Source organism: Psychroserpens citreus (genome assembly GCF_055686305.1).
The window spans coordinates 1951633-1965983 of the sequence record NZ_CM145999.1; the positions used below are offsets into that span (position 1 = coordinate 1951633).

At 34.5% G+C, this 14351-nt stretch carries 10 protein-coding genes; 2 read left to right on the forward strand and 8 right to left on the reverse strand.

Annotation, left to right across the window (positions count from 1 at the left end):
• Positions 1-6: 6 nt before the first annotated feature.
• Positions 7-1044, reverse strand: a complete 1038-nt coding sequence (locus tag ACTU6T_RS08765; protein ID WP_460217836.1) for an outer membrane beta-barrel protein — start codon at positions 1042-1044, stop codon at positions 7-9.
• 442 nt (positions 1045-1486) lie between these two features.
• Between ACTU6T_RS08765 and gltB the strand changes: the two genes are divergently transcribed.
• Positions 1487-6001 (forward strand): glutamate synthase large subunit, encoded by a 4515-nt coding sequence (gene gltB / locus ACTU6T_RS08770; protein WP_460217837.1) that lies wholly within the window; start codon positions 1487-1489, stop codon positions 5999-6001.
• A gap of 4 nt (positions 6002-6005) precedes the next feature.
• Positions 6006-7469 carry a glutamate synthase subunit beta gene (locus tag ACTU6T_RS08775; RefSeq protein WP_460217838.1) on the forward strand — a complete coding sequence of 488 codons (1464 nt, stop codon included), beginning with the start codon at positions 6006-6008 and terminating at the stop codon, positions 7467-7469.
• Between the two features lie 81 nt (positions 7470-7550).
• Here ACTU6T_RS08775 and argH read toward each other — a convergent pair whose 3' ends face one another.
• From argH to proC, 7 genes are read right to left on the reverse strand one after another with little or no spacing between them, the layout of a single operon-like run.
• Positions 7551-8825: an argininosuccinate lyase gene (gene argH / locus ACTU6T_RS08780; protein WP_460217839.1), complete on the reverse strand. Its 1275-nt coding sequence runs from the start codon at positions 8823-8825 to the stop codon at positions 7551-7553.
• Positions 8822-9883 (reverse strand): M20 family metallo-hydrolase, encoded by a 1062-nt coding sequence (locus ACTU6T_RS08785; protein ID WP_460217840.1) that lies wholly within the window; start codon positions 9881-9883, stop codon positions 8822-8824. Before ACTU6T_RS08785 ends, argH begins: the two co-directional genes overlap by 4 nt.
• Positions 9880-10656: an acetylglutamate kinase gene (gene argB / locus ACTU6T_RS08790; protein ID WP_460217841.1), complete on the reverse strand. Its 777-nt coding sequence runs from the start codon at positions 10654-10656 to the stop codon at positions 9880-9882. The genes ACTU6T_RS08785 and argB overlap by 4 nt, the downstream gene beginning before the upstream one ends.
• Position 10657: 1 nt before the next feature.
• Positions 10658-11593, reverse strand: a complete 936-nt coding sequence (locus tag ACTU6T_RS08795; RefSeq protein ID WP_460217842.1) for a Rossmann-fold NAD(P)-binding domain-containing protein — start codon at positions 11591-11593, stop codon at positions 10658-10660.
• A 1-nt stretch (position 11594) separates the two neighbouring features.
• The gene (locus tag ACTU6T_RS08800) at positions 11595-12353 is read right to left on the reverse strand and encodes a class I SAM-dependent methyltransferase (RefSeq protein WP_460217843.1); all 759 of its coding nucleotides are present in this window, start codon (positions 12351-12353) and stop codon (positions 11595-11597) included.
• A 7-nt stretch (positions 12354-12360) separates the two neighbouring features.
• On the reverse strand, positions 12361-13488 hold the full coding sequence (locus tag ACTU6T_RS08805) for an aspartate aminotransferase family protein (RefSeq protein WP_460217844.1): 1128 nt from the start codon (positions 13486-13488) through the stop codon (positions 12361-12363).
• On the reverse strand, positions 13485-14285 hold the full coding sequence (proC, locus tag ACTU6T_RS08810) for a pyrroline-5-carboxylate reductase (protein ID WP_460217845.1): 801 nt from the start codon (positions 14283-14285) through the stop codon (positions 13485-13487). Before proC ends, ACTU6T_RS08805 begins: the two co-directional genes overlap by 4 nt.
• Positions 14286-14351: the final 66 nt, after the last annotated feature.

Below are 14351 nucleotides of genomic sequence, written 5' to 3' on the forward strand. Positions count from 1 at the left end.
TTGGTGTTAGTTAAATTTATAGACTGCTGCAACAAGAAATGATGCCAAACTCTTTGTTGGATTCATATCATTGTCGATATAGGTGTCTTCATTCCAGCTATCTAATCGTATTTCTGGAATAATGGTTAAGTCATCAACTTTATAATTTGCAGATAATGTTGCGGCAAATACATTGCTATCATCTGTGTTTTCTGCATGGAATCCGAAATATTCACCTCTAAATCCAAGTGCAAATGCTTCTGATACTGTATATTGAGGATATAATGCTGCGCCATAAAAACCATTGCCATCCGTATCATTATATGTGGCATTAATTCCTAAGAAAAAGGCATCGCTTAAATCTGTTCCGCCTGTATAATCCACTTGAAAAGTAGGGTTGCTATTTCCAGTTTGATTTCCATAGATTAGATTTAAGAATTGATTTTTATAACCAAGCTGAGCGCCCGCAGTGTAGCTTCCGTCGAGATTGACTTCTGTAAAATCTGTACTATTCATTACTGCTAGCATTAATGAGACATCATCAGATAATGCAATGTCAGCTTTTAAACCAGTATGAGAAAAAGGGCCATTAGAGAACATGTATGATGTACTATAATTGAAATTCCCAACAGGAGAAATTACTTCATAGCCTAAAAAAGTATTGAAGTTTCCTAAGGTTAAGGTGACGTTGTCGCTTATATTATAATACACATACAGTTGGTTTACAATATTGCTTGAGCCTGTTGATAAAAAAACAGCATCTTCTCCTCTAGGTCCAAAGACTAAGTCTGCAACAAACCCTACTTTGTTGCCTTCGTAGGATAAAATAGCGTTAGCCATTCCTAAGCTAAAACCACTTCTATTAGCGAAAGATGTTCCTGGATTTAAAAAGAATGTATTGTCACCATCTTCAAAAGCTTCGTTAGGACCAGTTAGATTAGTTCTAAAATAGGCATCAACACTTCCAGATATCGAGAATTTTTTATCTGAAGTGTTTTCTGCTGTTTCTTGTGCGGTTAATAGTATTGATGTTAATACTAGTGTTAAGGTAAATGCATGTTTCATAAATATTCGTTTTTTGATTTATTGACACATCAAAACTATACAAAAAAGCACAAGACCCTATAAAAAAATAGGGTTGTTATTTAATTTTTGTGAATAATTAATTTTATACCCCTAAAATTTATAGGGGTAAAATATTTATTTGTGTTTTTTTATAGAATTAACAATGAGGTGTTGAGTAAAAATTAAAGATTTTAATCGATTGTTTAAATTATATTTAATAAATGGTGTTTTTCGCAAACGTTTTCGTAAAAAAAATGAATTTTCATTGTGTTTTTTTCATTAACGATTTGACATTTTGATATGATGTAAATTGTAAAATTTATAATATAATAGAGGCATTTTGTGAATTCCTGAAAACTGTTTCTGCTTTTTTTTTAATCGATTCTTACAGTATATATTAGTCAAATAATAAGGTGTGAAATGCCTTTAAAATTTCTGAATTATGCTGAAGAAACAAGGATTGTATTTACCAGAATTTGAACACGAAAATTGTGGTGCGGGATTTATCTGTAATCTTAAAGGAGAAAGAACTAATCAAATTATACATGATGCTTTAGAGATTCTTGTTAAATTAGAACATCGAGGAGGTGTAAGCGCCGATGGGAAAACTGGTGATGGGGCTGGTTTATTAATTGATATTCCTCATGCATACTTCAAAAGAGTTTGTGGGTTTAAAGTGCCAGTAAAAGGGAAATATGCTGTTGGTATGGTATTCTTACCTAAAAACAGTAACCAATATAGGTTTTGCAAAGATACCTTCGAACGAGAAATTATTGCACAAGGATTGTCTGTTATAGGATGGAGAGAAGTTCCGGTAGATTCAACACAACTTGGAGAGATTGCTTTAGCTTCAGAACCTAATATTGAACAACTCTTTGTTGGAAAGTCAAACGATATTTCTGAAGCAGATTTTAATGCTAAACTTTATGCGGCACGTAAAATAACAGAACATAAAGTGAGAACATCTAAAATGTCTCAAAGTTCTTATTTCTATGTGTCAAGTTTATCAATGACAACTCTTATATATAAAGGGATTATTATGCCTGAAGATATTGGTCGTTATTATAAGGATTTACAGGAAGATGATTTAGTGACACGCTTAGCTTTGGTGCATCAGCGATTTTCAACGAATACCATGCCAACTTGGGAACTAGCACAGCCCTTTAGGTTTATGTGTCAGAATGGAGAAATTAATACGCTTCGTGGAAATGTAAGCCGAATGCGTGTACGTGAAGAAATCATGAAAAGTGATGTGTTTGGGCCACAAATTGATAAATTATTTCCAATTATTTTACCAGGAAAATCTGACTCTGCATCTATGGATATGGTTGTAGAATTATTAACACATACTGGACGTTCGTTACCAGAAGTTATGATGATGATGATTCCTGAAGCTTGGGAAAAACACAAAACCATGTCTCCAGAACGCAAAGCATTTTACGAATACAATGCATGTATTATGGAGCCTTGGGATGGGCCAGCTTCTGTACCTTTTACCGATGGAAATTATATTGGCGCATTACTCGATAGAAATGGATTAAGACCATCACGATATACTGTAACCAAAAGTGGAAAATTAATCATGTCTTCTGAAATAGGAGTCGTTGATATAGCGCCAGAAGATGTAGAGCGACATGGACGTTTAGAACCTGGTAAAATGTTTTTGGTAGATATGAATCAAGGTCGAATCATTAATGATGAGGAAATCAAAAGTAAGATTGTTAGAGAACGACCATATCAAAAATGGTTAGATAAAACCAGATTGCATCTAAAAGATATTCCTTATACTGGTGAAACTTGTCCGATTGAAACACTTGACATAAAAACAAGACAGCGTTTATTTAATTACACTTTTGAAGATATACAAGAGGTAATCACACCAATGGCACAAAAAGCTAAAGAGGCTTTGGGCTCTATGGGAATTGATACGCCACTGGCTGTATTATCAAATAAACCACAGCTCATCTCTAACTACTTTAAACAATTATTTGCTCAAGTAACCAATCCACCTTTAGATGGCATTAGAGAGGAAATAGTAACCGATATTAGTTTGTCCTTAGGAAAGGATCGTAACATTTTTAGTATTACCGAACGTCAATGTCGAAAACTAAAAATTCAAAACCCAGTTATCTCTAATGATGATCTGGATAAAATACGACATATAAAAGTTGAAAGTTTTAAGGCTGAGACTATTGAGATGTTATATCCAAAAGATAAAGGGCTTAACGGATTAGAAGATGCTTTAGATAATATCATTGTGCAAATTGAAAAAGCATTAGATCGAAAAACGAACATCATCATCTTATCGGATAGAGGTGTGAGTAAAGAAAAAGCACCTATCCCGCCGTTATTGGCCTGTTCTTATGTAAATCATCAAATGAATCGATTGCGTAAACGATCATATTTCGATATTATTATTGAATCAGCTGAACCTCGGGAACCGCATCATTTTGCCACTTTATTTGGTTATGGTGCTAGTGCAGTCAACCCATATATGGTTAATGAAATTATTAGAATGCAAGTCAAAGAAGGTTTTATTACAGATATGGATGAACAAAAAGCTGTAGATAATTTCAACAAAGCTATTGGGAAAGGAATCTTGAAAGTGATGAATAAAATTGGGATTTCAACCTTACGTTCTTATAGAGGGTCTCAAATATTCGAAATAGTTGGTTTTAACTCACAATTTGTTGAAAAATATTTTCCTTATACCACTTCAAGAATTGAGGGTATCGGACTTTATGAAATTGAAAAAGAAATTGATAAACGGTATCAACATGCCTATCCAAATACCGAAATTAATAAGAGTTTAGGTTTAAATATTGGTGGAGATTACAGATGGAGGCGGAATGGTGAACGCCATTTATTCAATCCAACTACCGTTGCTAAGTTACAGCAGGCCGTTCGATTAAGTGATCAAGCAAGTTATGATGTGTATGCAAAAGCGATAAATGAACAGTCAGAAAATTTAATGACCATTAGGGGGTTGTTTGAATTTAATAACATTGATCCAATTCCAATTGAAGAAGTTGAGCCTTGGACCGAAATCGTAAAACGTTTTAAAACAGGAGCAATGTCTTATGGTTCAATTTCGCGCGAAGCTCATGAGAATTTAGCTATTGCGATGAATAGAATTGGAGGAAAATCGAATTCTGGAGAAGGTGGAGAAGATCGGAAGCGTTTCCAACCAGATGTAAATGGAGATAGTAGAAATTCTGCTATAAAGCAAGTAGCTTCTGGTCGCTTTGGAGTTACTTCTCATTACTTAACCAACGCGAAGGAGATTCAAATTAAAATGGCTCAAGGTGCAAAGCCTGGAGAAGGAGGGCAATTGCCTGGTGAAAAAGTCTTGCCATGGATTGCCGCTGCACGTAATTCTACACCATTTGTAGGCTTGATTTCGCCACCACCACATCACGATATCTATTCTATTGAAGATTTAGCACAACTGATATATGACTTAAAAAACGCAAATCGAGATGCAAGAATTAATGTGAAGTTAGTCTCAGAGGTTGGTGTTGGAACTATTGCGGCAGGAGTTGCAAAAGCAAAAGCAGATGTTGTTTTAATTGCTGGTTATGATGGCGGAACTGGAGCATCACCTTTAACATCTTTAAAGCATGCAGGTTTGCCATGGGAACTTGGTTTAGCCGAAGCACAACAAACTTTAGTGCTTAATAATTTAAGAAGTCGAATCGTTGTAGAATGTGATGGTCAATTAAAAACAGGAAGAGATGTAGCTATTGCTGCCTTGTTAGGGGCAGAAGAATTTGGTTTTGCTACAGCACCTTTGGTAGCTTCTGGATGTATCATGATGCGAAAGTGTCATTTAAATACTTGTCCAGTGGGAATTGCAACTCAAGATAAAGAACTACGTAAAAACTTTAAAGGCACTCCAGAGCATGTAATTAATTTCTTTTACTATATCGCTGAAGAGTTAAGAGGCATTATGGCCGAGTTAGGATTTAGAACAATGTCAGAAATGATAGGTCAAACCCATAAAATAAATGCAAACAAAGCAATTAAGCATTATAAGGCCAAAGGTTTGGATTTATCGTCAATTTTACATAGACCAGAAGCCTACAGTAAGAAGATTGTCAAGAATACCGAAAAACAAGACCACAATTTGGATAATGTTTTAGATTTCCAAATCTTGAAAGATTCTCATCGTGCCTTATATAGAAAAGAGCAAATGAGTTTGTCGTATCCAATTAAAAACATCAATAGAGCTGTTGGTGCCATTGTAAGTAATGAAATTTCAAAAATATATGGGCATTTAGGCCTGCCAGAAGATACTCTAAGTATCAACTTTGAAGGTTCTGCAGGTCAGAGTTTTGGCGCTTTTGGAGCACATGGATTAACCTTTAATCTCGAAGGTAACACTAATGATTATCTTGGGAAAGGTTTGTCTGGGGCTAAGCTTATCGTAAAGAAACCTAAGAAAGCAAATTTTGTTGCTGAAGATAATATCATCATTGGCAATGTTTGCTTGTTTGGAGCAGTTGATGGTCAAGCTTATATCAATGGGATTGCAGGTGAACGTTTCGCTGTGAGAAATTCTGGTGCAACAGCTGTTGTGGAAGGTGTTGGAGATCATTGTTGTGAATATATGACTGGTGGAAAAGTGATTGTTCTTGGGAAAACAGGTCGGAATTTTGCAGCCGGAATGAGTGGAGGTGTGGCTTATGTTTATGATCCAGAACGCAAATTTGTTAATGGGTTGTGTAATACCGAAACAATAGAATTTGAAAAGATTTTGAAAAAAGATGCTGAAGATTTGAAAGTATTAATTGAGAAACATGTAATGTATACAGAGAGTCAAAAAGGAGCACAATTATTAGCTGACTGGGAGGCTAGTTTAAGCTATTTTGTACGAGTGATGCCTATCGAATATAAGCTTGCTTTAAAGCGTTTGGAAACAGAAGAACAAATGGTTGAAGCATTAGAAACAGTTTAGGATTATGGGGAAAGTAACAGGATTTAAAGAATTTGAAAGAAAAGATGAGGCATACACACCTGTAAAGGATCGTGTGACGCATTATAATGAATTTACCGTGCCTTTAAAAGATAAGGAACTCGCAGAACAAGGCTCGCGTTGTATGGATTGTGGAATTCCATTTTGTCATAGTGGTTGTCCGCTTGGTAATTTGATTCCAGATTTTAATCATATGGTACATCAAGGTGAATGGCAAAAAGCGTCATGGATTTTGCATTCAACCAATAATTTTCCTGAATTTACAGGGCGTTTATGTCCTGCGCCATGTGAACAGGCTTGTGTATTGGGTATTATTGAAGATCCAGTGTCTATAGAGAATATTGAAAAAAATATTGTTGAGCGTGCTTTTAAAGAAGGTTGGATAAAACCGCAGCCACCAAAAACACGTACAGGAAAAAGTATTGCTATCGTTGGTTCTGGACCAGCGGGTTTAGCAGCAGCACAGCAACTCAATAGAGCAGGTCATACCATAACTGTTTTTGAACGTGATGATGCTGTTGGAGGATTATTGCGCTATGGAATTCCAAATTTTAAAATGGAAAAAGGGATTATAGATCGTCGTTTAGCTATTCTAGAAGCCGAAGGTATCACATTTAAAACCAATGTTAATGTTGGTGTTAACTATGATGTAGAGAAGTTAAAAGAGTTTGATGCTGTTGTACTATGTGGAGGCGCAACAGAAAGACGTAGTTTGCCTACACCTGGAATTGATGCTGAAGGTGTTGTGCAAGCTATGGATTTTCTAACACAACAAACTAAAGTGGTTTTTGGTCAGGACATAAAAGATCAAGTATTAGCAACAGATAAAAATGTCATTGTAATTGGTGGAGGAGACACAGGGTCTGATTGTATAGGTACTTCTAACCGTCAAGGTGCTAAATCGGTAATAAATTTTGAAATTATGCCAAAACCACCAGGGCATCGTTCACCAACAACACCTTGGCCATATTGGCCCATACAATTAAAGACATCGTCTTCGCATATGGAAGGTGTAGAGCGCAATTGGCTAATTAATACTAAAGAATTCATAACAGACGAGAACGGACAGTTAACCGCTTTAAAAACAATTAATGTTGAATGGGAAATGGTGCCTGGAGAGCGACCAAAACTTATTGAAATAGCTGGAACAGAAAAAACGTGGCCTTGCGATTTAGCCTTATTAGCATTAGGGTTTACTGGTCCGGAATCTACATTAGCAGATAAATTAGGAATTGAACGAGATGCACGCTCTAATTACAAAGCAACTTACGGTAAATATCAAACTAATGTTCCAAACATTTTTACTGCTGGCGATATGAGACGTGGACAGTCTTTAATTGTTTGGGCAATTTCCGAAGGTAGAGAAGCAGCTCGACAAGTCGATATCTATTTAATGGGTAAATCAGATTTAGCTACTAAAAATGCCGATGGAGATTTGGTAGGCATATAATTGAAATATCTACTATATTTAATATTTAGGGTTGAGTCTATTATTTTAGTGGAGTAAAAAGCATCTAATTTAGGTGCTTTTTTATTTAGAAAACTTAGCCTTAATCTTATCCAAGCACAAATTATGAATGCTTCCAATATGAGTATGTTCTTTTCCTAAATCTGGTTGGTAGGTGTTATGTTGTACTTCGCTTCCTATTTGTTGGTATGCTTCCCTAAAACTCATACCATCAACAACTAGATTATTAATACTATCTACTGTAAATAGGTATTTGTATTTGTCATCCTTAAGGTCTACATCCTTGACTATAATTTGTTGAATGACATAATTAAAAATGTCTAAAATGTCTTTGACATCTTCAAATGCATTGATGATGTTTTCTTTTAATAACTGAAAATCTCTATGATAACCACTTGGGAGATTATTAGTAATTAATAACATTTCGGTATGTAAGGCTTGAATTTTATTGCACTTGCCTCTAATTAATTCAAATACATCAGGATTTTTTTTATGTGGCATGATGCTACTGCCCGTAGTTAATTCATCTGGAAAGCTAATAAACCCAAAATTTTGACTCATATATAAGCAAATGTCCATAGCAAATCTAGCCATGGTGTTGCATAATCCTCCTAAGGCACTAGCTATGGAACGTTCATTTTTTCCTCTACTTAACTGAGCAGCCACCACGTTATATTTTAGCGTAGCGAACTGAAGCTCTTTTGTAGTGATATTTCTATCAATAGGAAATGAACTTCCATAGCCTGCTGCTGAACCTAATGGATTTTGATCTACAATTTTTGTTACGGCATTGAGCATGTAGACATCATCAATGAGTAATTCGGCATACGCCGAAAACCATAAGCCAAAAGACGATGGCATAGCGACTTGTAAATGTGTGTAGCCAGGTAATAACTGTGATTTATGAGTTTCAGCTAAATCTATTAGTGTATTAAAAAAAATCTCGGTTTTTTCATTAATCAAGCTTAGATTGTCCTTGTAATATAATTGAAGGGCAACCAAAACCTGATCGTTTCTTGAACGTGCTGTGTGTATTTTTTTTCCTATGTCACCTAAGGTTTTGGTGAGTTCATATTCAATTTTTGAATGCACATCTTCAAAAGAATCTTCAATTATAAATTCGCCTTTATCAATAGATTCTGAAAGCACAGATAAGCCTTGTTTAAGTTGATCTAACTCTTCTGAAGTTAATATACCTATTGACTCTAGCATATTGGCATGTGCACGAGACGCTTCTATATCATACTTAGCAATATGTATGTCAATCGTTCTATCGTTCCCAACGGTAAATTGTTCTATTGTTTTATCGATTGAAAATCCTTTGTCCCACAGTTTCATAATACGTTCTTTAATAATTCAATATAAATTTTGATGCCTTCTTCAATCTCAGCGAGATAAATAAATTCATCTGCTGTGTGTGATCGTGTACTGTCTCCTGGTCCTAATTTTAATGACGGACAATTCAATACAGATTGATCAGACAATGTTGGTGATCCATAGGTGTTTCTACCAAGTGCAACACCAGCTTTTACGAGGTCGTGATGTGCAGGAATTGATGAGGAGTTTAGTCGTAAACTCCGCGCTTCAATACTTGAACATGGTGATTTTTTAGTTAGAATTTCAGAAATCTCCTGATTGGTATACTTATCATTTACCCGAACATCAATGACTAAATCCACTTCTGAAGGAACGGCATTATGTTGTTGTCCAGCTTTGATTTGTGTTACTGTCATTTTTACATCTCCTAAAACTGGAGATTTTCGTTCGAACTTAAACTCTTGAAACCATTTTAGAACATCTATGGTATTATAGATAGCATTATCGGAATTAGGATGAGCCGCATGACTTGCTGTTCCTTGTACTTTAGCATCAAAAACGACTAAGCCTTTTTCTGCAATGGCTAAATGCATTAATGTAGGTTCGCCTACAATAGCTACGTCTACTTTTGGAATAATAGATAGCATACTATTTAATCCATCTGGACCACTACTTTCCTCTTCTGCTGAAGCCACAATAACCAGATTATAGTTGAGGTCTTTCTTTTTATAAAAATAAGTAAAGGTTGCAATTAAAGAGACTAAACAGCCACCAGCGTCATTGCTTCCTAAACCAAAGAGTTTGTTATCTTCTATTATAGCCTTAAACGGGTCTTTAGTATAGCCTTTATTTGGTTTTACAGTGTCATGATGCGAATTGAGTAATAAGGTTGGTTTGTTCTCATCAAAATATTTATTGACAGCCCAAACATTATTTTTTGTTCTGTTATAAAGCACTTTATGATCTTTAAACCAGCCTTCAATCAATAGGCCTGTTTTGTCTTCTTCAGAGGAAAAAGATGGCGTTTCTATTAACTGTTTTAATAAAGCTATTGCTTCTGCTGTTAATGTTTTTATCATTTTTTAATTGTTGTATATATTGAGTTTGCTATAAACAGCATGTCTGGTTTTCCTATGCAAACTTTATTGACTTTATTGTTAATAGCATGAAAGCAATTATTGAGTTTTGGTAACATGCCATCTGCTATTATGCCATCATTAATTAATGTTTGATAGTTTTGAGTATTTATATTTTCGATGACTGAGTTATTATCTGAAACGTCCTTTAAAACGCCGTTTTTTTCAAAGCAATAATACAATTCGACTTTATAATCGTTTGTAAAACCAATAGCCAATTCTGAAGCTATCGTATCTGCATTGGTGTTTAATAATTGTCCGTTTTTATCATGTGTAATAGCACAAAAAACTGGAGTGATGTTATTGTTTAAAAGTACTTTAAGAGTATTAGTGTTAACGTATTTTACATCACCTACAAGCCCATAATCTATAGGTTGAGTAGGTCTTTTTTCTGATATAATTGTATTTCCATCAGCGCCTGAAAACCCTATAACATTGCAATTGTTGGATTGTAATTTAGCAACAATGTTTTTGTTTATTTTTCCAGCATATACCATGGTTATAATGTCTAAAGTATCTTCATCTGTAATACGTCTGCCTTCATTCATCTTTACAGGAGTGTTCATTCGATTTGCCAATTGAGTAGCTAATTTCCCACCACCATGTACTAATAATTTTGGGCCTTCTAGTTGCGCAAATTGACTCAAGAAGACATTTAATGCTTGACTATTATCAATAATATTCCCACCTATTTTTATAACTTTTAGTGTTTTCATGTTATAGATTTTCTAATAAGTGCTTAAGTACAATTTGTGCAGCATAAGTCCTATTGTTAGCTTGTTGAATCACAACAGATTGGTCACTATCTAAAACAGCATCCTCAACAACAACATTTCGTCTTACAGGTAAGCAATGCATAAATTTAGCCTTGCCTAATTTATCTTTAGTTATCATCCAATTCGCGTCATGAGATTTAATTTCTCCATAATCATGATAGCTGCTCCAATTTTTCACATAGACAAAATCAGCATTTTTTAAGGCTTCATTTTGATCATGATTTATATTTGTGTTCTTTGTGATTTCTGAATTTAATTCATAACCTTTTGGATGAGTAATTATTAAATCTACATCTAAATCTTGCATCATTTCCACAAAAGAATTAGCAACTGCTTGAGGCAATGCTTTTGGATGAGGAGCCCAAGACAATACTACTTTTGGGGTTTTCTTTTCTGATAATTCTGAAATGGTAATAGCATCTGCTAAAGCTTGTAATGGGTGAGCTGTTGCAGATTCCATATTGACAATAGGAACCGTTGCATACGTTTTGAAATTATTTAGTACGAATTCAGATTCATCTTTAGCTTTGTCTTTTAAGTTAGGGAAAGCTCTTATAGCTATTATATCGGCATATTGTGAAATTACCTTAGCAGCTTCTTTAATATGTTCTGATGTATCCATATTCATGATGGCACCATCTTCAAACTCTAGGTTCCAAGTATCATTGACATTTAGAATCATTACATTCATTCCTAAATTCTTAGCTGCCTTCTCCGTACTCAATCGCGTTCTTAAGCTAGAATTAAAAAAGAGCATGACTAAGGTTTTGTGTTTTCCAATTTCAGCATATTGAGATGGATTCATCTTAAGTAAAATGGCATCTCTAATCATTTTTGAAATGTTTGGTATATCATTTAGTGCTGTGTAATGTTTCATTTTATTTCTCCTTTATTGCAACAATTCTAAGTCTTTTGTAATCTGCATACCATTTCCCGTTAGTATATAATTCTGATCGTAAATCTTCTTGAATGAGCTCCAAAATATGAGTTTTGTCACTGGCTTTAATTCCGATGAAAAAATTTTGAGCAAACATTTCTAACCAATCTTTAATACCATTTTTGCTTTTAGATAGCTCGGTTGGGCGATCATAATGTTGTGCCATAATGACTCTAAAACCAGTAGCTTCCAGAATTTGACAATACTCGCCTAAAGAAGGGAAATACCATTGTTTTAATTGTGATTGTGTTTCATAACCAAATTGCTTTAATTGATTTCTCAAGGCCTTTACAATGACTTGAACATTGCCTTTGCCGCCAAATTCTAAAACTAATTTTCCACCAGGTTTTAAATTATTGTACATACTTTTAGCACAGGATTTGTAATTTAAAACCCAATGCAATGTGGCGTTAGAAAAAATTGTATCAAATGGTATATTAAGATCAAAATCTGACGCATCAATCTCGTAAAATTGAAGTTCTGGAAAATTCACTTTGGCTGCGGCAATCATTTCAGGAGAAAAATCCATACCAATAACATTTGGAGATAACTGACTAATTTTATTTGTTAACTCTCCTGTACCACATCCTAAATCTAAAATGGTTTCATAAGGTTTTACTTCAAGTAATTCTATTAGAGATTCACCATATTCAAAAACAAAAGCATGATTATCGTTATAAAGTTCAGTGTTCCATTTCATATTTTAACTAGCTTAATTCGTGTTTCAATGCTTCAAAAAATTGATCAATATGAGTTTTCTTAACCGTTAAAGGAGGAAGTATTCTAATTAGATTAGGGTTTTTAGCACTTCCTGTAAAAATTTGATGCTTAAATATGAGTGATCTGCGTAATTCTATAATTGGAAAATTAAATTCTAACCCCAACATTAATCCACGACCTTTTGCTGTTTTTAAATTGGGAAGTTCTAATGCTCTTTTTAGAAAGTGTGTAGATACTTCTAAAGCATTTTGCATGAGACGCTCATTTTTAATAACCTCTAATACTGAAAGACTTGCAACACATGCCAAATGGTTGCCGCCAAATGTTGTTCCTAATAATCCAAAGGCAGATTTGATGTTTGGGTGAATTAAAATACCTCCAACTGGAAATCCATTTCCCATACCTTTAGCCATAGAGATAATATCTGGTGTGATGTTGTGTTTTTGAAAAGCGAAAAAGTCACCTGTTCTTCCAAAACCAGATTGAACTTCGTCTGCAATCAGTACTGTGTTGTATTGCTTACAAAGTTGTTCGAGTTCTTGGTAAAATTCGGTTGTGCTTTCATCTAAACCACCAACACCTTGTATACATTCAATAATTACTGCACAAGTATTATTAGCTTTTAGAATGGTTTCTACAGCTTCTAAATCTCCTAATTTAACAAAATCGGTGTGTTGTTGCGCATTTATTGGAGCGACAATTTTAGGATTATCTGTAGCTGCAACAGCAGCAGATGTTCGACCATGAAACCCATTTTTAAACGCTAAAATTTTAGATTTTCCATTATGAAAAGAAGCTAGCTTCAAAGCATTTTCATTGGCTTCGGCTCCAGAATTACACAAAAATAATTGATAGTCTTTACATCCAGATAATTGTTCTAATGCATTGGATAATTGTATTTGTAAGGGATTCTGAACTGCATTACTGTAAAAACCAATGTTTTCAATTTGATTTGAAACAGCAGATACGTATTTTGGATGTGAATGTCCGATAGAAATCACTGCATGACCGCCATAAAGATCTAAGTACTCTGTGCCATTATCATCATAAAGATATACGTCTTTGGCGCTTACAGGTCTGACGTTGTATAAGGGATAGACATTAAATAAACTCATATTTGTTCCTTTTTAATAGTGTTAATTTTATGAAACGACGCTACCATGCCTTGAATTAAAGAAGAGCTTAAGCCTTTGTGTTCCATTTCATTTAAGCCTTCGATTGTACACCCTTTTGGTGTTGTTACTCTATCGATTTCTTCTTCTGGATGATTGCCATTTGTGATTAATAAATTTGCAGCACCTTCAGAGGTATACATGGCTAATTCTTGAGCTTCTTTAGCATCAAAACCTAATTGAATTGCTGCTTGAGTAGTTGCTCTTATTAATCGCATCCAAAAGGCAATACCACTAGCACAAACTACGGTTGCTGCTTGCATTTGAGATTCTGGTATTGATAAGGTATGTCCTAATCTATTAAAAATAGCTTCGGCTATTTGAATTCGTTTTTTACCTTTTACGTTACTGCATAAGCAGGTCATCGATTTTCCAACAGCAATGGCTGTATTTGGCATAGCTCTTATAATAAATTGATTGCTACCAACTTGAGCTTCAATTTTTGGAATTAAAAACCCAGTAATAGTCGATATCAATACATGATGTTCGGTAAGATATGGTTTTATATCATCTAAGATGCGTTCGAAATGTGCAGGTTGTACTGCAAAAATTAATATATCAGATTGCTTGACAGCTTCAATATTATCCGTAGTTAATATGACATTGTTATAGCCCTCAAACTCTTTAATATCATCCAAGTTTCTTTTGGTGAGATATAAAGTTGTGATGGCATTATTTGTGATCAATCCTTTTGCAATTGATTTTCCTAAATTTCCAGTTCCTATAATTGCTATTTTCATGTTGTCGTTTTATCGCTTTTTAATTGTTAAGGTAATTTGCATTAATATGGTTAGGCTTATGCATAT

Bases quoted from the DNA above. Each gene is read 5' to 3' on its own strand.
- ACTU6T_RS08765 (WP_460217836.1), bottom strand. From the start codon at position 1,044: ATGAAACATGCATTTACCTTAACACTAGTATTAACATCAATACTATTA.
- gltB (WP_460217837.1), top strand. From the start codon at position 1,487: ATGCTGAAGAAACAAGGATTGTATTTACCAGAATTTGAACACGAAAAT.
- ACTU6T_RS08775 (WP_460217838.1), top strand. From the start codon at position 6,006: ATGGGGAAAGTAACAGGATTTAAAGAATTTGAAAGAAAAGATGAGGCA.
- argH (WP_460217839.1), bottom strand. From the start codon at position 8,825: ATGAAACTGTGGGACAAAGGATTTTCAATCGATAAAACAATAGAACAA.
- ACTU6T_RS08785 (WP_460217840.1), bottom strand. From the start codon at position 9,883: ATGATAAAAACATTAACAGCAGAAGCAATAGCTTTATTAAAACAGTTA.
- argB (WP_460217841.1), bottom strand. From the start codon at position 10,656: ATGAAAACACTAAAAGTTATAAAAATAGGTGGGAATATTATTGATAAT.
- ACTU6T_RS08795 (WP_460217842.1), bottom strand. From the start codon at position 11,593: ATGAAACATTACACAGCACTAAATGATATACCAAACATTTCAAAAATG.
- ACTU6T_RS08800 (WP_460217843.1), bottom strand. From the start codon at position 12,353: ATGAAATGGAACACTGAACTTTATAACGATAATCATGCTTTTGTTTTT.
- ACTU6T_RS08805 (WP_460217844.1), bottom strand. From the start codon at position 13,488: ATGAGTTTATTTAATGTCTATCCCTTATACAACGTCAGACCTGTAAGC.
- proC (WP_460217845.1), bottom strand. From the start codon at position 14,285: ATGAAAATAGCAATTATAGGAACTGGAAATTTAGGAAAATCAATTGCA.